The 22,033-nt window shown below is 69.7% G+C and carries 17 protein-coding genes, 1 tRNA gene and 1 pseudogene; 14 read left to right on the top strand and 5 right to left on the bottom strand.

Annotated elements, in window-relative coordinates:
- Positions 1 to 14: 14 nt before the first annotated feature.
- Complete coding sequence (locus tag ACQY9S_RS12545; RefSeq protein ID WP_428420031.1) at positions 15 to 683, bottom strand: OmpW/AlkL family protein; 669 nt, start codon at positions 681 to 683, stop codon at positions 15 to 17.
- A 461-nt stretch (positions 684 to 1,144) separates the two neighbouring features.
- Here ACQY9S_RS12545 and ACQY9S_RS12540 point away from each other — a divergent pair, with 461 nt between their 5' ends.
- The 3 genes from ACQY9S_RS12540 (at position 1,145) to sixA (ending at position 4,970) form a co-directional block, all read left to right on the top strand.
- On the top strand, positions 1,145 to 2,266 hold the full coding sequence (locus tag ACQY9S_RS12540; protein WP_428420030.1) for a porin: 1,122 nt from the start codon (positions 1,145 to 1,147) through the stop codon (positions 2,264 to 2,266).
- 125 nt (positions 2,267 to 2,391) lie between these two features.
- Complete coding sequence (gene ppk1 / locus ACQY9S_RS12535; protein WP_428420029.1) at positions 2,392 to 4,488, top strand: polyphosphate kinase 1; 2,097 nt, start codon at positions 2,392 to 2,394, stop codon at positions 4,486 to 4,488.
- Positions 4,489 to 4,508: 20 nt separating this feature from the next.
- Positions 4,509 to 4,970 carry a phosphohistidine phosphatase SixA gene (sixA, locus tag ACQY9S_RS12530; protein ID WP_428420028.1) on the top strand — a complete coding sequence of 154 codons (462 nt, stop codon included), beginning with the start codon at positions 4,509 to 4,511 and terminating at the stop codon, positions 4,968 to 4,970.
- A gap of 21 nt (positions 4,971 to 4,991) precedes the next feature.
- Here sixA and ACQY9S_RS12525 read toward each other — a convergent pair whose 3' ends face one another.
- Complete coding sequence (locus ACQY9S_RS12525; protein WP_428420027.1) at positions 4,992 to 6,530, bottom strand: exopolyphosphatase; 1,539 nt, start codon at positions 6,528 to 6,530, stop codon at positions 4,992 to 4,994.
- A 46-nt stretch (positions 6,531 to 6,576) separates the two neighbouring features.
- On the opposite strand from ACQY9S_RS12525, the pseudogene ACQY9S_RS12520 reads away from it, so the two are divergent.
- Positions 6,577 to 6,807, top strand: a pseudogene (locus tag ACQY9S_RS12520) (dienelactone hydrolase family protein); the annotation flags it as partial.
- A 96-nt stretch (positions 6,808 to 6,903) separates the two neighbouring features.
- The gene (locus ACQY9S_RS12515) at positions 6,904 to 7,695 is read left to right on the top strand and encodes a ZIP family metal transporter (protein ID WP_428420026.1); all 792 of its coding nucleotides are present in this window, start codon (positions 6,904 to 6,906) and stop codon (positions 7,693 to 7,695) included.
- 19 nt (positions 7,696 to 7,714) lie between these two features.
- On the opposite strand, the gene ppc is transcribed toward ACQY9S_RS12515, so the two are convergent.
- Positions 7,715 to 10,519: a phosphoenolpyruvate carboxylase gene (ppc, locus tag ACQY9S_RS12510; protein WP_428420025.1), complete on the bottom strand. Its 2,805-nt coding sequence runs from the start codon at positions 10,517 to 10,519 to the stop codon at positions 7,715 to 7,717.
- A gap of 107 nt (positions 10,520 to 10,626) precedes the next feature.
- Here ppc and hemC point away from each other — a divergent pair, with 107 nt between their 5' ends.
- The 9 genes from hemC (at position 10,627) to ACQY9S_RS12465 (ending at position 18,346) form a co-directional block, all read left to right on the top strand.
- A complete protein-coding gene (hemC, locus tag ACQY9S_RS12505; protein WP_428420024.1) occupies positions 10,627 to 11,580 on the top strand; it encodes a hydroxymethylbilane synthase in 954 nt (317 codons plus the stop codon).
- A 29-nt stretch (positions 11,581 to 11,609) separates the two neighbouring features.
- Entirely contained in the window at positions 11,610 to 12,410 is an 801-nt protein-coding gene (locus ACQY9S_RS12500) for a uroporphyrinogen-III synthase (protein ID WP_428420023.1), read from the top strand.
- Between the two features lie 23 nt (positions 12,411 to 12,433).
- Entirely contained in the window at positions 12,434 to 13,570 is a 1,137-nt protein-coding gene (locus tag ACQY9S_RS12495; RefSeq protein WP_428420022.1) for a uroporphyrinogen-III C-methyltransferase, read from the top strand.
- Between the two features lie 13 nt (positions 13,571 to 13,583).
- Positions 13,584 to 14,831: a heme biosynthesis HemY N-terminal domain-containing protein gene (locus ACQY9S_RS12490; protein WP_428420021.1), complete on the top strand. Its 1,248-nt coding sequence runs from the start codon at positions 13,584 to 13,586 to the stop codon at positions 14,829 to 14,831.
- A gap of 38 nt (positions 14,832 to 14,869) precedes the next feature.
- Positions 14,870 to 14,946: transfer RNA gene (locus ACQY9S_RS12485), tRNA-Arg, on the top strand.
- A gap of 530 nt (positions 14,947 to 15,476) precedes the next feature.
- Entirely contained in the window at positions 15,477 to 15,734 is a 258-nt protein-coding gene (locus ACQY9S_RS12480) for a DUF2514 family protein (protein WP_428420020.1), read from the top strand.
- A 36-nt stretch (positions 15,735 to 15,770) separates the two neighbouring features.
- Positions 15,771 to 16,547 carry a methyltransferase domain-containing protein gene (locus ACQY9S_RS12475; protein WP_428420019.1) on the top strand — a complete coding sequence of 259 codons (777 nt, stop codon included), beginning with the start codon at positions 15,771 to 15,773 and terminating at the stop codon, positions 16,545 to 16,547.
- Positions 16,523 to 17,284 (top strand): FAD-dependent oxidoreductase, encoded by a 762-nt coding sequence (locus ACQY9S_RS12470; RefSeq protein WP_428420018.1) that lies wholly within the window; start codon positions 16,523 to 16,525, stop codon positions 17,282 to 17,284. The genes ACQY9S_RS12475 and ACQY9S_RS12470 overlap by 25 nt, the downstream gene beginning before the upstream one ends.
- A gap of 897 nt (positions 17,285 to 18,181) precedes the next feature.
- Positions 18,182 to 18,346, top strand: a complete 165-nt coding sequence (locus ACQY9S_RS12465; RefSeq protein WP_428420017.1) for a hypothetical protein — start codon at positions 18,182 to 18,184, stop codon at positions 18,344 to 18,346.
- 13 nt (positions 18,347 to 18,359) lie between these two features.
- On the opposite strand, the gene ACQY9S_RS12460 is transcribed toward ACQY9S_RS12465, so the two are convergent.
- Both ACQY9S_RS12460 and ACQY9S_RS12455 read right to left on the bottom strand, forming a co-directional pair.
- Entirely contained in the window at positions 18,360 to 20,942 is a 2,583-nt protein-coding gene (locus tag ACQY9S_RS12460) for a cation-translocating P-type ATPase (RefSeq protein WP_428420016.1), read from the bottom strand.
- Entirely contained in the window at positions 20,939 to 21,898 is a 960-nt protein-coding gene (locus ACQY9S_RS12455) for a cation diffusion facilitator family transporter (protein ID WP_428420015.1), read from the bottom strand. Before ACQY9S_RS12455 ends, ACQY9S_RS12460 begins: the two co-directional genes overlap by 4 nt.
- Positions 21,899 to 22,033 lie beyond the last annotated feature (135 nt).

Here is a 22,033-nt window from a genome sequence, read left to right as displayed (position 1 = left end):
CACGCGCAACCAGCTCAGAATCGCAGCACCAGACCGGCGTGAATCACCAGGGGGTCCAGGGTCACTTCGGCCCTCACCGGTGCTCCACCCAGCGCGGGCAGAACGCCGGTCGCGGTGGTCTTGAGGAACAGCTTCTTCACGTCGAAGAACAAGCCCATGGTCGGCGAGAAGTTGTAGTCGGCCCCTGCCTGGATCATGGAACCCCAGGCGTTGTCGACCTTGAGCTGGGTGATCGAGGCGTCCCTGTCGCTGAAGACCATGTAGTACACGGCGCCGGCGCCGACATAGGGCTGCAGCGCGGCGTCGGAGTTGAACTGGTACTGCGCCGTCAGGCCCAGCGGGCCGTACTTGATGTGCCCCAACTCGCCGAAGGGCTCGGCGGCGCCGGTGCCGCTCGCCTTGGTGGTGGGCGGGATGCCGATTGTCAGTCCGGCCGACCAATGGGGTGTGAAGCGGTAGCCGATCTCGGCGAGCAGCGTGGTGTTGTCCGACAGCCGTGCCCCGGCGCCCGGAACCGGAGCGCCGCCGATGCTCAGCGTGACCTGCTCATCCCATGCGATATGCCCGGGGCCGATGCGCAAGCGCCATGCGTTCTCGTCCGCGTTCGCCAGACCGGCGATGCCGGTGAGCAGGGTGGCCGCGGCGAATGCACGGCCCGCCCGGGTGATGCTTGCTCGAGTCATGAGTTCCAATGCTTTCTCCTTTGTTTTTTCAGGACGTGACACTCTCGTGAGTGCCATGGCAACCGGGCCGCGCCCTCGGCCTCTCGCGGCCGAACGGACCGCCGGTGTGCGAGCGTAGCTGCCAAAGCCCGTTGCTGTCAGTGGCCGCTGTGCGACAACAGCGCTTGATCGGCGCCAGAAAAGAACCCGTCAGGCTGTTCCACCTGCCGATCACTGTGTGACAGGTGGAACGGAAATGTGTCATGGCTCGCGGGAACAAATGCCTGCGAGCACCCCTGGTGTTATCCCTTGCTTCAAGACGTGAACCTGTTCATTTGACGCTTCGGCTGCGCCATTGCGGCGCAGCCGGGCCGCTGCAACAGTGCTTGAGCAACTGGCATAGCGATTGCGCACTTGGCCCTGCGGTTTTGGCCGCGACATGTCGAAACCGATCCAAGACCATCCCATAACGAGGAGACACCATGACGAAAAAGACGACGGCTCACATCCTTGTCAAGCGCTCGCTCATCGCTGGCGCCGTGCTGGCGACGGCCGGCCTGGCCAGCGCCCAAAGCAATGTGACGATCTACGGCCGCATCGACACGGGCGTCGAGTACCAGGACAAGGTCGCGACCGCTGGTGGCGACAGCTCGCGCACTTCCCTGGCCAACGGCGGCATCCTGCCGAGCATCTGGGGCTTCAAGGGCAATGAAGATCTCGGCGGCGGCCTGAAGGCCGTGTTCAACCTCGAAGGCGACTTCGACGGCAGCACGGGTGGCACGCGCTTCGGCGGCGGACTGCAACTCTTCGGTCGTCAGGCCAACGTCGGACTGTCCGGCGGCTTCGGAACCGTCTTGCTGGGCCGTCAATACAGCCCTGCGATCCTGGCGGACCTGGGCACAGACCCGCGCGGCTTCAAGGAGTCGTTCTCGGCCCTGCTGCCTTACGCCCTGACGCAGAATCCCGCCACCAACGGAGTCACCGGGAACAACTTCCTCGGGATCTTCAACGGCAACATGATCTCGTACAGCAATGCCTTCGGCCCGGTGAACCTCGGCGTGGGCTACGGCTTCGGCGAGGTTGCCGGCGAGTTTTCGCGGGGTAGCACGGTGGCTGTCGGCGTGTCCTACACCGGCCCGATCACCGTGTCGGGTTCGTACCAGAAGATCGAAGGCCTCGGCGTGGCCGCCGGGGCTGACCAAGACGAGTCCAAGCGCTTCTCGCTGGGCGTGGCGATTCCGTTCGGCGCCTTCACGGCCAAGGCTTACTACGCGAAGGCGGAGACCGATTCCGCCGCCGGGGCGAAGGTCAGCGACAGCGACTTCTTCGGCGTCGGCGTGAACTGGGCTTGGAACCCGCAGAACACGCTGACGGCTGCCTACTACCAGGGCAAGGACAAGGCCCCCGGCTTCGGCGGCAAGACCAAGGACATCGTGGTCAGCAATGACTACGCCCTGTCGAAGCGCACGACCCTGTACGCGCAACTCGTACGCACGGACGCCGACGCCCTCGCGAACACCGGCTTGTCGATCGCCGCGGACCGCGGTCCGATCGCCGGCCAGAAGACCAATATCGTCGGCGCCGGCATCAAGCACGACTTCTGATCGAAACCGGCTGAGCGCCCCGATTCGTCGGGGTTCGACCCAAGGGGCTGCATCTGCAGCCCCTTTTTGTTTTGGGACTGACGGACTGTCACGAATCTGTCGCGAGTCTTTCATAGACTCTGGAAATGAGCGCCCTTCCCAAGCCCCCTGTCGAGCCGGTGGTCCTGCCTGTTCCGATGCTGCTCAACCGCGAGCAGGCGATCCTCGAGTTCAACCGCCGCGTGCTGGCCCAGGCGCTGCGCGAAGACGTGCCGCTGCTGGAGCGGCTGCGCTATGTGTGCATCGTCTCGTCCAACATGGACGAGTTCTTCGAGGTGCGCTTCGCCGACTACCTGGAGGCCTCGCGCCTGCCCGGCTCGGGCATCACGCTGCGCGAGATGGCCGATGTCGCCGCCGCCGCCCACGCGCTGATCGACGCGCAGTACGCGGCCTTCAACGAGGTGGTGATGCCGGCGCTGCAGCGCGAAGGCATCGTGGTGCTGAACCACGCCGAGCGCGACGCCGCGCAGCGCCGCTGGGTCGACGGCTTCTTCCAGCGCCAGGTGCGGCCGCTGCTGGTGCCGGTCGGACTCGACCCGGCGCATCCCTTTCCGCAGGTCGCGAACAAGTCGCTGAACTTCATCGTCAAGCTCGGCGGGCGCGACGCCTTCGGGCGCGACAACTCCATCGCGATCGTCAAGGTGCCGCGCGTGCTGCCGCGCGTGATCCGCCTGCCCGAGCCGTTGTCAGCCGGGCGGCAGGCCTTCGTGCTGCTGTCGAGTGTGATCCGCGCCCACCTCGAGGAGCTGTTTCCCGGCCGCACGGTCGAGGCGTTCTCGCAGTTCCGCGTCACGCGCGACTCGGATCTGGACGTCGACGACGACGTGACCAACCTGCGCCAGGCGCTGCGCTCCTCGCTGTCGACCCGCCACTTCGGCCAGGCGATCCGCCTCGAGGTGGTGGCCACCTGCCCGGAGGAGTTGAGCGAATTCCTGCTGCAGCAGTTCGGCCTGCCCGACGCCGCGCTTTACCATGTCAACGGCCCGGTCAACCTGGTGCGCCTGAACCAGCTGATCGACCAGGCCGAGGCCGATGATCTGCGCTTCCCGCCCTACGAATGGGCCTGGCCAAAGGGCCTGCCGCGAGGCGAAGGCGCCAGCGCCTCGATGTTCGAGCGCCTGCGCGAGGGCGACGTGCTGATGCACCATCCGTTCGAGAGCTTCGAGCCGGTGGTGCAACTGCTGCGCGAGGCGGTGCACGACCCCGATGTGCTGGCGATCAAGCAGACCATCTACCGCACGGGCGCGCAGTCGGTCCTGATGGACCTGCTGCTCGAAGCCGCGCGGCGCGGCAAGGAGGTGATGGCCGTCGTGGAGCTGAAGGCGCGTTTCGACGAGGAGGCCAACATCAACTGGGCCGAACGCCTCGAGGCGGTCGGCGTGCAGGTGGTGTACGGCATCGTCGGCCTGAAGACGCACGCCAAGCTGCTGCTGATCACGCGCCGCGAGGCCAGGGCTCGCGGGCCGGTGCTGCGCCGCTACGGCCACTTGTCGACCGGCAACTACAACCCCAAGACGGCCCGCCTCTACACCGACATCGGTTGCCTGACCGCCGACGCCGAGCTGACCGCCGATATCGACCTCGTTTTCCAGCAGCTCGCCAGCCTGACCCGCGGCAAGGCGCCGAAGCAACTGCTGCTGGCGCCGAGCAGCCTGCACCGGCAGATGCTGCGCTTCATCGGGCAGTGCGCGGCAGCGGCGCGTCAGGGGCGCCCGGCACGCATCGTCGCCAAGCTCAATGCGCTGACCGACGAGGCGCTGATGCTCGCGCTGGCCGAGGCCTCGCAGGCCGGCGTCGAGATCGACCTGATCGTGCGGGGCGCCTGCATGCTGCCGCCCGGCGTGCCGGGCTACACCGAGCGCATCCGCGTGCGCTCGGTGGTCGGGCGCTTCCTCGAGCACACGCGCATCCTGTACTTCCGTTGGGGCCCGAAGGAGGACGACGAAGCGCTCTACCTGTCGAGCGCCGACTGGATGACGCGCAACATGCTGCGCCGCATCGAGGTGGCCTGGCCGGTGCGTGATGCCAAGGGGCGCCAGCGCGTGATCGACGAATGCCTGCTGCCCTACCTGCACGACCGCCGCGACGCCTGGCGCCAGCTCGGCGATGGTCGCTATGAGCGCATCGGCGTCGACGGGCCCAGCGCGCAGCAGGCGCTGATGACGCGCTACCACCCTGGCTGAGGGGCGGCAGGGGCCGCGGCATGGACCTGATCCTGTGGCGCCACGCTGAAGCGCATCTGCTGCGCGAAGGCCAGGCCGACGCCCAGCGGGCACTCACCGCCAAGGGCGAGCGGCAGGCGCAGCGCATGGCCGAATGGCTCAACCAGCGCATGGCCGAGTCGACGCGCGTCCTCGTCAGCCCGGCCTTGCGGGCCCAGCAGACGGCGCGGGCCCTCGATCGCAGCTTCAAGACCGTGGCGGCGCTGGCGCCCGAGGGCACGCCCGACAGCCTGCTGGCGGCGGTGCGCTGGCCGGAGTCGAACGAGCCGGTGCTGGTGATCGGCCACCAGCCGACGCTGGGCTTCGTGGCGGCGCGGCTGCTGGCCGACGTCGAGCGCTATTGGTCGATCCGCAAGGGGGCCGTCTGGTGGCTGCGCCACCGTGAGCGCGAAGGTGCCGTGCAGGTCGTTCTGCAGGCGATGCAGGGGCCCGACCTGCTTTGACAGGCGCCGCAGGGCGCGTTGTCAGCCGCTTGCGTTCACCACCAGTTTCAGGCGGCCGGCCCGCTCCCAGGCGCGTACTTCCTCGCCCAGCAGGTGCATCGTGCGGGGGTGGCCGTCGGCCCAGGCTCCGTCGAGCTGCAGTTGCGCACCCTCGGCCGTGCGCTTGAGCGTCACGATCCGCTGCGGCACGTCGTTGCGTGCGTGGCACAGCAGCGCTGCGAGCCGCAGGCACAGTACCGGCCACAGCGTGGCTTCCTGCTCCAGCGTGGTGTCGAGCTTGCGCAGGCTGCCGCGATGACCGAGCACCAGTTCGGCCACGCGCCGCTGCTGGCTCTGCGAGAAACCCGGCGCGTCGACGTGGGCCAGCAGGTAGGCGCTGTGGCGGTGGTGGTCGTGGTGCGAGACCGACATGCCGATCTCGTGCAGCGCGGCGGCCCAGCCGAGCTCGCGCGTGGCCTCCGCGCTGCCGTTGCGCTGCGTCGTGGTGCTGCGGTACAGCGCAACGGCCAGCCGCTGCACGCGCGCGGCCTGCGCCAGATCGCTGCCGAAGCGGCGCTGCAGTTCGTGCACCGAGGTGTCGCGCATGTCCCGCCGGTGAGCGTGGCGCGTCGCCGCCTGGGCGGCTTCCAGCCGCTCGGCCAGGTCGAACAGCACGCCCTGGCGCAAGGCGCCTCGCGCGGGCTGCAGGGCATCGATGCCGAACTGCAGCGCCAGCGTGTAGAGGATCGACAGGCCGCCGCCGAGCACCGCCCGGCGCTCGGGCTTCAGCCCCGGCAGGTCGAGCGCGTCCTGGTGGCCTGCGGCCAGGCAGGTCTCGATGCACCAGCGCAGGCCCACCGGCGTGATCACGCCGTCGCTGAGGCCGTTGGCCACCAGCAGCTGGGACACGGCGCTCACCGTGCCGGAGGCGCCGAGCGCCTCGATCCACTGGCCGGGGGCGAAGGGCTGCAAGGCCTCTTCGAGCTCGGCGCCGGCGGCCACCTGGGCCGCACGGAAGGCGCCCGCCGTGAAGCGGCCGTCCGGGAAGTAGCGCATCGACAGGCTCACGCTGCCGACCTGGAAGCTCTCGGCCTGGCGCGGCGTGCGGCCCTGGCCGAGGATCATCTCGGTGGAGCGCCCGCCGATGTCGATCACGATGCGGGGCCGCTCGTTCGGCTGCAGGCGGGCCACGCCGGCGAAGATCAGGCGCGCTTCCTCGCGGCCCGAGATCACCTCGATCGGGTGCCCGAGCACGGTGCGCGCGCGGGCCAGGAAGGCGTCGCGGTTCCTGGCCTCGCGCAGCGTCTGGGTCGCGACCGCACGGACCTGGGCGGGCGCGAAGCCGCGCAACCGCAGTGCGAAGCGCGCCAGGCAGGCCAGGCCGCGCAACTGGGCTTCCTCGTTCAGGCGCCCGTCGGCGTCGAGCCCGCCGCCCAGGCGCACGGTTTCCTTCAGGTAGTCGACGCGCTTGTAGCGGCCGCGGTTGAGCTGGCCGATCTCGAGGCGAAAGCTGTTGGAGCCGATGTCGATCGCAGCGAGTTGCGTGGCGTCGTGAAGCTCGGGCAGGGCGGTCGTCGGCATGGCGCAGATTGTCTCTGCAATCGGTGACACAGCCTGCGCTGCGGCAGGGCCGGTGCTCGGCCCGTACGCCGAACAGGACGGCGGCATCCCGCTTGACACCGTTGATAAGATGAAATCGGCCCTGGCGGCAGGGAGTGCCGCGGCGAAGCAGTCGGAATTCATCGTCTATCCCGACGCGCCGCACGCTTTCCACGCCGACCACCGGCCGAGCTATCGCCAGGAGGCAGCGCACGACGGCTGGAAGCGCTGCCGGGCCTGGTTCCAGACGAACGGCGTGGCCTGTGATGGGCCGCCGCCAGCGAGCCGCGTCTTCGGGCGCGGCTTTGTTTTGCCCGACTGACCCGAAGATCCGGACCGAGAAGCGAACGAAAACATGTCGATGACCCTGCTGTGGATCGTGCTGGCCACCTTGCTCGGTGGCGTGCTCTCTGTCGTGATCGCCGCCGGTGTGGCGCTGTCGATGCTGCCGCTGATCGTGCGGCATCTGGTCAGCCTCTCCACCGGCGTGCTGCTCGGCACGGCACTGCTGCACATGCTGCCCGAGGCCTTCGAGAGCGGGGCCGACACGCATGCGCTGTTCCTGACCCTGCTGCTGGGGCTGTTGTTCTTCTTCCTGCTCGAGAAGGCGGAGCTCTACCGCCACAGCCACCACCATGAGGGCGACGACCCGCACCACCATCACCACCATGGCTTCGATGCCGACCAGGCCGGGCGCGGCGGCTGGAGCGTGCTGCTGGGCGACGGCATCCACAATTTCTGCGACGGCCTGCTGATCGCCGCGGCCTTTCTCGCCGACCCACGGCTCGGCGTGGCCACCGCGGTGGCGGTGGCGGCCCACGAGATTCCGCAGGAGGTCGGCGACTACATCGTGCTGCTCAACGCCGGCTTCGCGCGGGGCCGCGCCCTGCTCTACAACGTGTTGTCGGGGCTCGGCGCGGTGGCCGGCGGCGTGGTGGGCTACTTCCTGATCCTGCCGTTCCGGTCGCTGATGCCCTACCTGCTGGTGCTGGCCGCGAGCAGCTTCGTCTACGTGGCGGTCGCCGACCTGATTCCGCAGTTGCAGCGGCGCCTGAACTGGCGCGAGACCCTGGCGCAGGTGCTCTGGCTCGGGTTCGGCCTGGGTTTCATCGCGCTGCTGGTGGAGTGGCTGCACCGCAGCCACTGATGCTCGGTGGCGCTCGGCTTCAGCCCGAGTTGCGCAGGCCGGCGGCCACACCGTTGATCGACATGTGGATGCCGCGCTGCACGCGTTCGTGCAGCTCGCTGCGCTCCCGCTGCGCGCGGTAGCGGCGCATCAGCTCGACCTGCAGGTGGTTCAGCGGGTCGATGTAGGGCAGGCGGTGCTCGATCGAGCGCGCCAGCGTCTCGTTCGTCGCCAGGCGCCGCGCCGCGCCGGTGATCGCTGCGAGCGCGACATCGGTGCGCTGCCACTCGGACTGGATCGCCGCGAAGATCTTCTTCGCGGCGCGCTTGTCCGGCACCAGCTCGACGTAGCGCGTCGCGATGCCGAGATCGCTCTTGGCCAGCACCATGTCGATGTTCGACAGCAGCGTGCCGAAGAACGGCCACTGCGCATGCATGCGCTGCAGCAGCGCGAGCCGCTCCTTGCGCAGCTTCGGTTCCTCGCCGAGGAAGCCCTCCACCGCCGAGCCGAAGCCGTACCAGCCCGGCAGCGCCACGCGGCACTGGCCCCAGCTGAAGCCCCAGGGGATCGCGCGCAGGTCCTCGATGGCGCGCGTGGCCTTGCGCGAGGCCGGCCGCGAGCCGATGTTGAGCTCGGCGATCTCGCGGATCGGCGTGGCGGCGAAGAAGTAGTCGGCGAAGCCCGGCGTCTCGTAGACCAGCTTGCGGTAGGCCGCCATGCTGAGCTGCGACAGCGTGTCCGCGGTGTCGAGGAACAGCCGCGGCGCATGGCGCTTCGGCGGCAGCAGCGTGGCCTCCAGCGTCGCCGCCACCAGCGTCTCGAGGTTGCGCCGGCCGATCTCGGGGTTGGCGTACTTCGAGGCGATCACCTCGCCCTGCTCGGTGAGGCGGATCTGGCCGTTCACGGTGCCCGGCGGCTGGGCCAGGATGGCCTCGTAGCTCGGGCCGCCGCCGCGGCCCACGGTGCCGCCGCGGCCGTGGAACAGGCGCAAGGTGAGGCCGTGCTCGCGCTTGAGCGGCTCGAACAGCTCGACCAGCGCGGTCTCGGCGCGGTAGAGCTCCCAGTTGCTGGTGAAGAAGCCGCCGTCCTTGTTGCTGTCGGAGTAGCCGAGCATCACGTCCTGCTCGCAGTACTGGTCGGCGCCGCTGCGCCGCACCAGCGGCAGCACGCCCGGCAGCGCGTAGAACTCGCGCATGATGGGCGCGGCCTGGCGCAGGTCGGTGATGGTCTCGAACAGCGGCACCACGATCAGGTCGCAGCGCGCGTCGGTGTCGAGCGTGCCGCGCAGCAGCCCGGTCTCCTTCTGCAGCACCAGCACTTCGAGCAGGTCGCTCACCGTCTCGGTGTGCGAGATGATGCAGTGGCGAATGGCCGCGTGGCCGTAGCGCGCGCGGCCCTCGCGCGCGGCCTCGAAGATCGCCAGCTCGCCGCGCGTGCGCTCGCTGTAGACGGCTCCGCGCACCTGCAGGCTGCGGGCGTCGTTCAGCAGGCCCAGCAGCAGCGCGACCTTGGCCTCCTCGGGCATCGCGGCGTAGTCGGCCTCGATGCGGGCGCCGGCCATCAGCTCGGCGAGCACCGCCTCGTGCTGGTCGGAGCTCTGGCGCAGGTCGATCGTCGCGAGGTGGAAGCCGAACACCTGCACCGCGCGGATCAGCGGCTTGAGCCGCGCTGCCGCGAGTGCGGCACCGTGGTGCGAGGCCAGCGAGGCCTCGACGGTGCGCAGGTCGGCCAGCAGTTCCTCGGCCGTCGCGTAAGGCGTGGAGGGCGCGACGGCGTGGCGCAGTGCCTCGGTGCCGGTCAGCGCCGTCAGCGTGCCGGCCAGCCGCGCGTACACGCCGATCAGCGCGCGGCGGTAGGGCTCGTCGAGGCGGTGCTCGTTGTGGTCGCCGGAGCGGTCGGCCAGCGCCTGCAGCTCTGGCGCGACCTGCACCAGCAGCGCCGAGATCGACAGCTCGGCGCCCAGTTCGTGCACCTCCGTCAGGTAGAAGCGCAGCACCGTCTCGCCGTGGCGCGCCAGCGCGAGGCGCAGCGTCTCGGCGGTGACGTTGGGATTGCCGTCGCGGTCGCCGCCGATCCAGTTGCCCATGCGGAAGAACGGCGCCACCTCGAAGCCCGGCAACAGGGCCTCGAGCTCGGCGTAGAGCTTCGGGATCTGGCGCAGGAAGGTGCTCTGGTAGTAGGACAGCGCGTTGTCGATCTCGTTGGCGACGCTGAGCTTGGAGGTGCGCAGCAGCCGCGTCTGCCACAGCTGGGTCACGCGGGCGCGCAGCAACGCCTCGTTGGCGGCGCGCTCGCGCAGGGTCGGCAGCGTGTCGCGCGCGCCGATCAGCTCGGCCACCGCGCGTTCGGCATCGAGCACGCTCTTGCGCTGCACCTCGGTCGGGTGGGCGGTGAGCACCGGCGACAGGTAGGCATGGTCCAGCAGCTCGGCGATCTCGGCCGCGCGCACGCCGCGCTTGGCGAGCCGCTCGAAGCTCATCGCCAGAGAGCCTTCCTGCACGTGGCCGAGCTGCTCGTGGTGTTCACGGCGGCGCACGTGGTGGCGGTCCTCGGCCAGGTTGGCGAGGTGCGAGAAATAGCTGAAGGCGCGCACGACCGACACCGCCTGCTCGACCGACAGGTTCTTCAGCAGCCGGTCCAGCGCATGTCCTGCCTGGGTGTCGCGCTTGAGGCGGTAGGCCACGGCGAGCTGGCGGATGCGCTCGATCAGCTCGTAGGCCGGCGCGCCCTCCTGCTCGCGGATCACGTCGCCCAGGATGCGCCCGAGCAGGCGGATGTCTTCGATCAGTGGGCGGTTCTTGTCGGCGCCGCGGTCGGCGCTGTGGAGGGTTTTGGCGGTGGCCATGGTCCGGAGGAGAGTCGGGTGGAGGGGGAAGCGCGAAGGCGCAGGGATGCTAGCAGTGCGCATGCCAGCGTCGTCGGGGCCAGCCGACGCGCTGCTAGCATTCCCGCATGGATGCGCATCGAGAACCCTGGGTCATCGCGACCCGCGAGAGCCGGTTGGCGCTGTGGCAGGCCGAGCATGTGCGTGCGCTGCTCGGTGCGCGCCTGAGCGCACCGGTCGAGCTGCTGGGGATGACGACGCGCGGCGACCAGATCCTCGATCGCACGCTCAGCAAGGTGGGCGGCAAGGGCCTGTTCGTCAAGGAGCTCGAGACCGCGCTCGAAACGGGCGAGGCCCACCTCGCGGTGCACTCGCTGAAGGACGTGCCGATGGACCTGCCGGCGGGCTTCGTGCTCGCTGCGGTGCTGGAGCGCGAGGACCCGCGCGACGCCTGGGTGTCGCCGCGCCACGCCGACCTGGCCGCGCTGCCGGCCGGCGCGGTGGTCGGCACCTCGAGCCTGCGGCGGCTCAGCCAGCTGCGCGCGCAGCGGCCCGACCTGCGCATCGAGCCGCTGCGCGGCAACCTCGACACGCGCCTGCGCAAGCTCGACGAAGGCCAGTACGACGCCATCGTGCTGGCGGCCGCGGGCCTGAAGCGCCTGGGCCTGGCCGAGCGCATCCGCAGCGTGTTCGAGCCCGACGTGATGATCCCGGCCGCGGGCCAGGGCGCGCTCGGCATCGAACTGCGCGCCGATGCGCCCGAGCGCCACCCGGCGCTGTGGAACGTGTTGCGCGCGCTGATCCACGAGCCGAGCTGGCTGGCGGTGCACGCCGAGCGCGCGGTGTCGCGGGCGCTCGGCGGCAGCTGCAGCATGCCGCTGGCGGCCCATGCCCAGTGGCAGGCCGACGGCCGGCTGGTGCTGCGGGCGGCATTGGGCAGCGTGGCCGAGGCTGTGCCCGCGCTGGTGCACGCCGAGGCCGGCGCGGCCGTGGCCGATACCGCTGCGGCTGAAGCACTGGGCCTGGCGGCGGCGCAGCAGCTGCGCGAGCGCGGCGGTGCCGCGCTGCTGGCGGCGCTCTGAAGGTCTCCGTTTCGACGGGCCTCAGCCGCATGCGCGTGCTCGTCACCCGTCCCGAGGAGCAGGCGCGCGAGTGGGTGGCGCGGCTGGCCGAACGCGGGGTCGTGGCGGCGGCGTTGCCGCTGATCGCGATCGAGGCGCCGGCCGACCCGGCGCCGGTGCGCTCGGCCTGGCAGACCTTGTCGCTACGTCGGCTGCTGGTGTTCGTCAGCCCGAATGCGGTGACGCAGTTCTTCGCGCAGCGGCCGGCCGGCAGCGACTGGCCGGCCGCGCTGCGCTGTGGCTCACCCGGGCCGGGCACGAGTGCAGCTTTGCGTGCCGCCGGGGTGCCGCCGGACGCGATCGTCGAGCCGCCGCTCGACGCGGGGCGTTTCGATTCGGAAGCACTGTGGGCCGTGCTGGAGGCGCAGGGGCCGTGGCAGGGTGGCTCGGTGCTCATCGTGCGCGGCAGCGTCGATGCCGAGGTGCAGGGCCGCGGCCGCGAATGGCTGTCCCAGATGCTGCGCGAGGCGGGTGCCCGGGTCGATCTCGTCGCCGCCTACCGCCGCGTGCCGCCCCGGCTCGATGCCGCGCTGCAGGCCTTGTGGGCGCAGGCGCTGGCGTTGCCGGCCGAGCACCTGTGGCTGTTCAGCAGTTCGGAGGCGATCGATCAGCTCGAAGCCCTGACCGCCGGTGCGTCCGGTCCGTCGGACTGGCGCGCCGCGCAGGCCCTCACGACCCACCCGCGCATTGCGCAGCGTGCGCGTGACGCCGGCTTCGGCAGGGTGATCGAGGCGCCGCCGACGCTCGATGCCATCGTTGCGGCGATCGGATCCCTGCGAGCCGGTCGATAGCGGCCGATAGAATCGGACGCACCGTGAGCGACTCCCCACAGCCGACTGTCGCGCCGCCCGCGCCCACCCCGCCTTCCTCGCCCGTGGCCGTGCAGCCGACGGTCCGCTCGATGCGGTCGCGGCGCTTGCAGTTTGCGCTGGCGCTGCTGCTGTTGCTTGTCAGCGTGGCGGCGCTCTCGGTCGCCTGGTACGGCCAGCGCCGCGTGCGCACGCTGGAGCAGGAGCTGGTGCGCCGCCAGCAGGACAGTTCGGTCCAGGCCACCGAAGCACAACTGCTGGCCAAGCAGGCGCAGGAACTCTCGCGCGAAGCGGTGGCCAAGGCGACGCTGGCCGAAAACCGCCTCGCCGAGATCACGGCCCAGCGCGGCCAGCTCGAGGAGCTGATCCAGTCGCTGTCGCGGGCCCGCGACGAGAACCTGGTGGTCGACATCGACGCCGGCATCCGCGTCGCCTTGCAGCAGACGGCGATCACCGGCAGCGCGGCTCCGCTGGTGGCGGCGCTGAGGGCGGCGGACGAACGCCTCGCGCGCGTCAACCAGCCACGGCTCGAACCGGTGCGCCGCGCGATCGCGCGCGACCTCGACCGCGTCAAGGCCGTGAGCGTGGCCGACCTCGCTTCGCTCGCGATCAAGCTCGACGAAGCCGTGCGGCTCGTTGACGAAGCCCCTTTGCAGGTGCTCGATCTGCAGCGGCTGGCGGAGGCCCGGTCGCCGCATGCCGTGTCGCGCGGCGCGGCCGCAGGCGCGCTCGAGCCGGCGTCCGGCGCCGCATCGGCGACGGGCCTCGGCTGGCTGCCTGCCCGTGCGGCCGAGTGGTGGCTCGGTGTCTGGTCCGAAGCGCGCGGCCTGCTGCGCGTGACGCGCATCGACCAGCCTCAGGCCATGCTGCTCGCGCCGGAGCAGAGCTTCTTCCTGCGCGAGAACGTGAAACTGAAGCTGCTCAACGCCCGCCTGGCGCTGATGAGCCGCCAGTTCGACACCGCGCAGTCCGACCTGCAGGGTGCGCTGACCGCGATCGACAACTACTTCGACCGCAGCGCGCGCAAGACGCAGCTGCTGAACGAACTGCTGCGCGGCGTGGCCCAGCAAGCGAGGCAGGCGGGCGTGCCGCGCCCGGACGACACGCTCGCGGCACTGACGGCCGCTGCAGCGGGCCGCTGAGGCTCCGGCTCCGATGCGCAGCGTGATCTGGTTGCTGTTGCTGGCCATCGTGGCGGTGGTGGCGGCCAGCCTGCTCGGCAGCAACGACAACCTCGTCACGCTGTACTGGGCCCCGTGGCGCGTGGACCTGTCATTCAATCTGTTCATGGTGGCCCTGGTCGTGTTGTGCCTCGTGCTCAATGCGCTGATCCAGGCGGTCGGTTTGCTCATCGGCCTGCCGCAGCGCGCACGTGAATGGCGCGTGTCGCGCCGCGACCGCATCGCCCAGGGCGCGCTGCGCGAGGCGTTGTCGCAGTATTTCGGCGGCCGCTACGGGCGCGCCCACAAGGCCGCACAGCGGGCAGTGGCGATCCAGGCCGACACCCCCGAACTCAGGCAGGACACCGAATTCACCGTGCTCGGCCACCTGCTGGCGGCCGGCAGCCTGCACCGCCTGCAGGACCGGGTGCGGCGTGACGAACAGCTCGCGCGCGCGCTCGACCTGGCCCATCGCAGCGCCGCCGCACGCTCGGCCGAAGAGGGCGCCCAGCTGCTGGCGGCCGAATGGGCGCTCGACGACCGCGATGCCGCCCGCACGCTGGAGCTGCTGGCGCAATTGCCGCCCGGCGTTTCGCGCCGGACCCAGGCGCTGCGCCTGAAGCTGAAGGCGGCACGCCTCGCGCAAGAGCCGCTGGAAGCCCTGAAGACCGCACGCCTGCTCGCCAAGCACCAGGGCTTCTCGCCGACCGCCGCGCAGGGGCTGATGCGCACCTTGGCGATCGAGGCCATCGATGCGGCCCGCGACACCGACCAGACCAAGCGCGTCTGGCGCGAATTCGACCCAGCCGACCGGCGCGATGTGGTCGTGGCGTCGCATGCGGCCCGTCAATTGGTCGCGCTCGGCGCGACGGAGGATGCGCGGACCTGGCTGCGGCCGTTCTGGGACCGTGCGGCCGGTTTGCCGCGCGAGGAGCGCGACACGCTGGCTTTCGCGCTGGCCGATGCCGTCGATGGCATCGGCCCCGAATGGCTGCCACGACTCGAGGCGGCGCTGCAGTCCTGTCCGGGCGAGGGCGCGTTGGCCTACGGGATCGGCCGCGCGATGATGGCGCGGCAACTCTGGGGCAAGGCCCGTGCCCTGCTCGAGCAGGCCGCGCGCGACGATGCGCTGTCGCCGGCGGTGCGCCGCGAGGCCTGGCTCCACCTGGCGGCGATGGCGGAGCAGGACCGTGACGACGAGCGCGCAGCCCAGTGCTTCCGCTCCGCCGCCGCACTCGGTTGAGGCGCGAATGGGCTTCGTGCTAAACTGCGAGGCTTGATGCGGCTGTAGCTCAGCTGGATAGAGTACTTGGCTACGAACCAAGGGGTCGTGGGTTCGATTCCTGCCAGCCGCACCAGATTTGCTCGACGAAACAACGGGTTGGCTTCACAGGAGCTGACCCGTTTTTTCTTGCCTGTGCTTTCAACCCAACCGCGGCCGAGCGGCCCACGCGCTCCGGCTTGCGCGCCGGTAGATCTGCTAGGTGGTTCGCGCGTCGGCATGCGACAGCATGCGCCCGGGTGTGCTCGAGCGACGCGGCATCGCTGGCGCACTTCGCGCGCAGGTCGTGCTCGGCGAACCGCACCTTGACCCTGGTCTCGGCGAGCACCCGGTCCATGAACCGCTGCCATATCGAGTTCCAGCCGTGGGCTTCACCGGTCCCCTCGGCGATGTAGCTCTTGCCGTCGCGCTTGGCGAACAGGAACGGCGAGAGCGTTGGCCGTACGGCCTGGGCCAGGTCGATGGCCGCGCAGCTCGGGTGTCCACTCGTAGATCGTGCTGCGTGGAGTTCCGAGCATGCTGGCAACGACCAATCCGCACGCGCAGCCGAGGCCGCTGCTCGGGCTGAGGAAGAGCAGCGCACCGCCGCACAGAAGGATATCTCGGATGAGTTCGAACGCAAGCTGCAGGCTGCTCGCGCTGACGCTGCTGCCGGTCGGCTATAGCCGCGCGTTACCGCCCTCGTCACCATCGCCCGTCAAGCTGCCGGCAATCTCCAAGCTGTCCAACCATGCGCCCGCCGGAGTGCTTGCCGAGCTGCAGCGCCGCGCTGACGAGCACGCGGGATCCCTGGCCCACATTGCTGACGAACGCGGAGCGGCAGGCACAGTCTGCGAGCACGAGTACGACGCGCTGACATCCTGAACGTGCGTTACATTGGGCGCCCAGGGAGTCCAGAAAATGGAAGACGATCAACGCTTGGCGTTCTATCGCCAAACGCTAGCGGCACAAGTCGCCGATCGCAGTGCGAAGATCCTTGTGCTGGCCGCCGGGAAGCGCGACAAGATGGTTTTCGAGGGGCTCGGCTACCGAGACGTGACGTTCTCGAACGTTGATGATACCTATGGCGCCGAACGGGAGTTCACGCCCTTTGGCTTTGCGCGGCTCGATGCGGAGCAACTGGCGGTGGACGACGAGGCCTTCGATTTCGTCGTGATCCACGCGGCGTTGCACCACTGCCACTCGCCGCACCGCGCGCTGCTCGAGATGTACCGGACGGCGCGTGTCGGGGTGCTGGTCTTCGAGGCCCGGGACAGCGCTCTGATGCGCCTGCTTGAGCGCAGAGGTCTGACCGAGACCTACGAGCAGCGCGGCGTCTACTTCAACGGTGGCGCCTTCGGGGGCGTGCGCAACGGTCCCGTACCGAATTTCATCTATCGCTGGACAGAGCGCGAGGTCGAGAAGACCATCAGCACGTTCGCGCCGCACGCGCAGCACACGTTCGCCTACCACTATGGGCACGACGCGCCAGCTGCGCTGCTGTACCCGGGGCGTGCGGCGCGCAAGGCACTGCTCCGTTCCGCATACTGGCTCTACAAGGGCTTCGCTGCCGCCATGCCACGGCAGCAGAACCTGTTCTCGTTCTACGTAGGGAAGGGGCCGCTGCAGCCTTGGATCACCGTCCGAGACGGGAAGCCTTGGTTCGACATGGAGTGGGCACAATCCAGGTTCGGATAAAGCACGGCCGGCTGAAACGAGGTCGACTGGTCGTCGTCAACCAGGGCTGCGCCGACCAGGGACTGTGCTACCCGCCGATGCAGCGGATGCTGCAGATCGAGCGCTCGGCAGGGGCCGTCACCGGGGTGACGCAGCTCGGCGCCGACGATGCGGCCCGCTGGCTTGCTGCCCAGGAGCAGGCTCTCGCGCAAGAACCCGGACCGGCCGTGGCCAATGCCGGCGAGACGCCGAAGGCGAGCCGGGTGAATCCGTGCGCCGCGCCGCTTGCCGCGGCGACGGCCAACCAGTTCGATTCGGTCCTGCAGTCCCGCAGTCTGCTGCTCAAGTTCAAGGCCGAGGCCATCCTGGTGGACCGGCTGATGGAGAAGGTGGCGGCCGACAAGATCGAGTTGAAGCTCTGCCACGTGCTCAACGAGGTGCTGGGCGATGCCAGCGGCGTGACCGGCGTGCGCCTGAAGAACACCCAGACGGGCGCGACGCAGGACCTGATGCTCAAGGGCTGCTTCATTGCGATCGGGCATCGCCCGAACACCGAGATCTTCCAGGGCCAGCTCGAGATGAAGGACGGCTACATCATCACGCGCACCGGGCTGAACAGCTTTGCCACGATGACCAGCGTGCCCGGCGTCTTCGCGGCCGGCGACGAGCAGGGCCACATCTATCGGCAGGTCATCATCAGCGTCGGCACCGGCTGCATGGCCGCGCTCGATGCGCAGAGATTCCTGGAACAGGGTTGAGCTTGGCACCAGGGCTGGATCGGGTGGGCTGCGGCGATGGGTCCGAGCGAAAGCTCCGGCATTCGCTGCGAACCGTAGGCGCCCTGCCGCCAAGCACCGGAGCAGTACGGACCGGACCGTGCCGTACCGGGCGACGGTCCCGGCGACGTGGATGGGTCGGCAGTCTGCCCGAAGCGATAGATGCTCTCGTTCAGGTAGCGCACACGTCGGCGATGTCAGCCTCGCTCCACGCCAGCGAGGCGGTGCCCTGCCACCGTCTGACCTGGGCCTTGAGGCTGGTTCAGTCGGTGACAACCCGCTGGTCGCGCCAATGCATCTGTGAGGTGTGGCAAGTGATGCTGTACGTGGTGTAGAGCAGTTCACCGCGTGATTCGGCCCCAGCGCGACAGGGCCAGAGCACCAAGGTGGCCGTCAACACGCCAACCGCGGAGCGGATGATGCTCAAAGCTGTGGTCATCTTGATTGCATCCAAATACAGCAGTCTTGCGAGTGCGTGCATCGCCGCCCGCGATCACGCAAGGCCCTACTTCTTGATGCGCAGTTCATCGTGAACGCCTTCGGCGCTGCGGGGTACCTTGATCGCATCTTCGACGCGCCGCCGCCCACAACTTCCTCCGTTTCGCAACGCGTGTCCGTGCGCTACCGAACACTTGGCCAGCCCGAGCCATGCAGCGTGCTCGCTGGCGCGTCGGGCTCAGTCTCGCGCGCGAACTTCGCGTGAACCCTTGCCGTCGGGTTCTTCGCTTGCGCTGCGGTGGCACTTCGCGCAGTTCCAGCAGGAAGAGCTTGTCATGCTCGAAACGGGCGGGCTTCCAGCACGGGTTCCGCTCAGAAGACCTTAATGCGCGGCGCCGATGCTGTCTGCGTACGGAACCACTCGCACCCAAGGATCGCAACATGCACACCGAGCTTCGCCGCTTCCTCTCCAAGCTGCTGGGGGCGATCGCCATCACGCTGGTGCCCGTCGTCGTGACGGCCTTCATTTCCATGCCGCTGAACCTGAATCGCCATCCCGGCGAACCGGTATCCCCGGGGTTGGAGGCGCCACGACACATGACCTGAATGACGGGTCCGCTCAGACGGCGGCCGGTCGTGGCCGACCGAGCCCCCACTTGACGCCCTCGAACCACAGCATGGCGATCGCGGAGATGCCCAGCCCGGCCAGGATCATGAACGGCGTCGGTGTCACGAACGAAAACAAGCGGCTGACGGCCGGCACTTCGAGCACGACGCCGAGAACCACGGTCGTTGCCGCGGCGATCCAGCCGAACTGCCCGTTGGAGGCGGCGCTGCCGCGCCAGGATGGGCGGCTCCAGGACCGGTTGGCCTGGATCAGACCGAGGTTGGAGAGCACGAGCACCGCGAAGGTCAGCGCCCGCGCCACGTCGTCCGAGTGCGCGACCGCCCGCACGGCGCCATACACCGCCAGGAGCAGCGCCAGCAGCCCGGCGCCTTGCCACAGGCCACGCGCCATCACCGCGGCGTCGAACAGCCGCTGGTCAGGGCGGCGCGGCGGTGCCTTCATGGCATCGGGCTCGAGCGGCTCGGCTTCGAAGACGACGGAGCAGGCGGGGTCGATGATCAACTGCAGGAAGAGGATGTGCACCGGCATCAGCAGCATCGGCCAGCCGAAGAGCACCGGCAGGATCGACAGCCCGACGATCGGCACGTGCACCGACACCACGAAGACGATGGCCTTGCGCAGGTTGGCGAACACCCGCCGCCCGTAGCGCACTGCGGTCACCAGCGACGAGAAATCGTCGTTCAGCAGCACCAGCGCAGCGGCCTCGCGCGCCACCTCGGTGCCGCGCGCGCCCATGGCCACGCCGATGTCGGCCGCTTTCAGGGCCGGGGCGTCGTTGACGCCGTCGCCGGTCATTGCCACGACGTCGCCGCGCGCGCGGAAGGCCCGCACCAGGCGCAGCTTCTGGTCGGGCTGGACACGGCAGAAGATGTGCGTGCCGGCGAGCCGTGCGCCGAGTGCCGCGTCACTCAAGGTGGCGAGTTCGGCCCCGGTGATGACCGGCGCCTCGGCGCTCAGGCCGGCCTGCCGCGCCACTGAGATCGCCGTGGCCGGATGGTCCCCGGTCATCATCACCACCCGGATGCCCGCAGCCTGGCACTCGGCGATGGCCTGCGGCACGTCGGGTCGCACCGGATCCTCCAGCCCGACCAGTCCAAGGAACTCGAATGCGAAGTCATGCTGCTGCTCGGGCAGGACGTCCGCATCGAACCTGGCCTGGGCGACGCCGAGCACGCGCAGTCCGTCGCCCGCCAGCGCCAGGACCTGCTCGGCGATCCGGGCGCTGCGCGAGGCATCCAGATGGCACAGGTCGACGATGGCCTCCGGCGCGCCCTTCGCGGCGATCAGGCGCTCGCGCTGGTCGGGCGATTGCCAGACGCGCGACATGGCCAGCATCTCGCTCGACAAGGGGTAGTCATCGACCAGGGTCCAGTCGTCATGCAGGTGCTCGGTGTTGGCCAGCAGCCGCTGCCCGGCGTCGCCGATGGCCGACTCCATCGGGTCGAAGGCGCGTCGGTGGCTGGCCAGGACGGCGTACTCGAGCACGCCATGCAGTTCCTCGGGCAGCGCGGCGGCGGCGGCCTGCACCGTGTCGTACACCGCCTGTTCGGACCACAGGCGCCGGACCGCCATGCGATTGGCGGTCAGCGTGCCGGTCTTGTCCACGCACAGCACGGTGGTCGCGCCCAGCAGCTCCACCGCCGGGATGCTGCGGGCCAGCACCTTCTCGCGCGCCAGCCGCCAGGCGCCCAGCCCCAGGAAGAGCGTCAACACCACGGGCAGTTCTTCCGGCAGGATGGCCATGGCCAGCGTCAGGCCGGCCAACAGACCGTGCAGCCAGTCGCCGCGCGCCATCCAGTGCGCAAGGGCGAGGCCGGCGGCCAGCACCAGGCCGACGAGGGCCACCCGCTTGACGACCCGGCGCGTCTCGCGCTGGATCGGCGTGGTCTCGACGACGATCGCCGCGAGCGATTGGCCGATGCGGCCCAGGGCGCTGCGCGCGCCGGTGGCCACCACGCGCCCGCGGCCGCTGCCCCGGGTGACCAGTGTGCCGGAGTACACCTGGGACGGGTCGCTGCCGTCAGGCGCGGGGCGGTCGTCGCCGGCGGCCTCCCCGACCGGCGAGGGCTGCTTGGCCACGGGAGCCGATTCGCCGGTCAGCAGCGATTCATCGACCGCGAGGTTCGATGCATCGATGAGCTGCATGTCGGCCGGGACGCGGTTGCCTTCGGCCAGCAACACGAGATCGCCGACCACCAGCTCGCGGGCCGCGATGCGGCGCGCCCCACCGTCGCGTTCGACGAGGGCGCGCGGGCTGGACAGGTCGCGCAAGGCCTCCAGCGAACGCTCGCTGCGCCGCTGCTGGGCGAAGCTGATGCCCATGACGACGAACACGAAGCCGAGCAGCATCCCCGCCTCCTGGGCATCGCCCAGCAGCATGTAGAGGGCCCCGCAGGCCACCAGCAGCAGGAACATCGGCTCGGACACGACCTCGCGCGCCAGGCGCAGCACGCTGCGCGGTTGCGAGACCGGCAACTCGTTGGGACCGTCCCGCCCGAGACACCGCTGCGCCTCGGCTTCGCTCAGGCCGCCGGGCGCGCAGGGCGTGCACGCCGGTGGCGAAGCGCTGTTCATCGGGCCGCCGAGGCGGTCGGCCCGGCGTGGTCCAGATCGGGGCGCCGCCACGGATCCACATGCGTCATCAGGTTCAGCACCCGATGACGCTGCAGCACGCGCTGCCTGGCTTCGACGGCGATGTCGTGGCCGGCCTCGACGCTGATCGCGGCGTCGACCTCGATGTGGGCGTCGACGACGATCATGTCGCCCATCTTGCGCGTGCGCACGTCGTGAACGCTCTGAACGCCGGGGGTCTCGACCAGCGTGCGGCGGATGGCCTCGACCTCCCGCTCGTCCACCGAGCGGTCCATCAGGTCGTGCAGCGCGTCCCAGCCGAATCCCCAGCCCATCTTGCCGACCATGAAGCCGACGATGAGCGCAGCGATCGGATCGAGGAGGGGGTAGCCCGCCAGGTTGCCGGCGATGCCGATGCCCGCCACCAGCGACGAGGCCGCGTCGGAGCGCGCATGCCAGGCGTTGGCCACCAGCATGCTGGACTTGACCCGCTTGGCCACCGACAGCATGTAGCGAAACAGCAGCTCCTTCGCGATGAGCGCGCCGCCGGCCACCCACAGCGCCAGGACATGGACCGTCTGCACGGTGCCGGGCGCCTCGAGCTTGCGCAAGGCCGACCACAGCATGCCCACACCGACCGCCAGCAGCAGCACGCCCAGCGCCAACGAGGCGGCAGTCTCGAAGCGCTGGTGACCATAGGGGTGGTCCTTGTCGGCGTCCTTCCTGGCGTGGTGGCCGGCGAACAGCACGACGAAATCCGCCACGAGGTCGGACAGCGAATGGATGCCGTCGGCCACCAGCGCCTGGGACCTGGACAGGATGCCGACCGCGATCTGCGTGAGCGTCAGCGCGAGGTTGACCCCCACGCTGACCCAGGTGCTGCGCGATGCCGCCGCGGCGCGCTCCGCCGGACTGTGCTGCGCGTGTTCGGAATCGTCGGCGAGGTCGGTGAATTGCATGGAAGGCTGGCGCGAGTCGCGCGGTGGTTTGCGGGTGTGGTGGGCGTCGGGCTGCCAAGCCTACCCTGTGAATCCGATGGACGTCGCCATCTTCCTTGCCGCGGCTCGGGGGCGCCTGAACAAGGCGCGGCGACC

Source organism: Methylibium sp. (assembly GCF_965279545.1).
GTDB lineage: Bacteria > Pseudomonadota > Gammaproteobacteria > Burkholderiales > Burkholderiaceae_C > Methylibium.
Note: the sequence above shows the minus strand (reverse complement) of the source record. Positions and strands in the feature narration are given on the sequence as shown.

Bases quoted from the DNA above. Each gene is read 5' to 3' on its own strand.
- ACQY9S_RS12545 (WP_428420031.1), bottom strand. From the start codon at position 683: ATGACTCGAGCAAGCATCACCCGGGCGGGCCGTGCATTCGCCGCGGCC.
- ACQY9S_RS12540 (WP_428420030.1), top strand. From the start codon at position 1,145: ATGACGAAAAAGACGACGGCTCACATCCTTGTCAAGCGCTCGCTCATC.
- ppk1 (WP_428420029.1), top strand. From the start codon at position 2,392: ATGAGCGCCCTTCCCAAGCCCCCTGTCGAGCCGGTGGTCCTGCCTGTT.
- sixA (WP_428420028.1), top strand. From the start codon at position 4,509: ATGGACCTGATCCTGTGGCGCCACGCTGAAGCGCATCTGCTGCGCGAA.
- ACQY9S_RS12525 (WP_428420027.1), bottom strand. From the start codon at position 6,530: ATGCCGACGACCGCCCTGCCCGAGCTTCACGACGCCACGCAACTCGCT.
- ACQY9S_RS12515 (WP_428420026.1), top strand. From the start codon at position 6,904: ATGTCGATGACCCTGCTGTGGATCGTGCTGGCCACCTTGCTCGGTGGC.
- ppc (WP_428420025.1), bottom strand. From the start codon at position 10,519: ATGGCCACCGCCAAAACCCTCCACAGCGCCGACCGCGGCGCCGACAAG.
- hemC (WP_428420024.1), top strand. From the start codon at position 10,627: ATGGATGCGCATCGAGAACCCTGGGTCATCGCGACCCGCGAGAGCCGG.
- ACQY9S_RS12500 (WP_428420023.1), top strand. From the start codon at position 11,610: ATGCGCGTGCTCGTCACCCGTCCCGAGGAGCAGGCGCGCGAGTGGGTG.
- ACQY9S_RS12490 (WP_428420021.1), top strand. From the start codon at position 13,584: ATGCGCAGCGTGATCTGGTTGCTGTTGCTGGCCATCGTGGCGGTGGTG.
- ACQY9S_RS12480 (WP_428420020.1), top strand. From the start codon at position 15,477: ATGAGTTCGAACGCAAGCTGCAGGCTGCTCGCGCTGACGCTGCTGCCG.
- ACQY9S_RS12475 (WP_428420019.1), top strand. From the start codon at position 15,771: ATGGAAGACGATCAACGCTTGGCGTTCTATCGCCAAACGCTAGCGGCA.
- ACQY9S_RS12465 (WP_428420017.1), top strand. From the start codon at position 18,182: ATGCACACCGAGCTTCGCCGCTTCCTCTCCAAGCTGCTGGGGGCGATC.
- ACQY9S_RS12460 (WP_428420016.1), bottom strand. From the start codon at position 20,942: ATGAACAGCGCTTCGCCACCGGCGTGCACGCCCTGCGCGCCCGGCGGC.
- ACQY9S_RS12455 (WP_428420015.1), bottom strand. From the start codon at position 21,898: ATGCAATTCACCGACCTCGCCGACGATTCCGAACACGCGCAGCACAGT.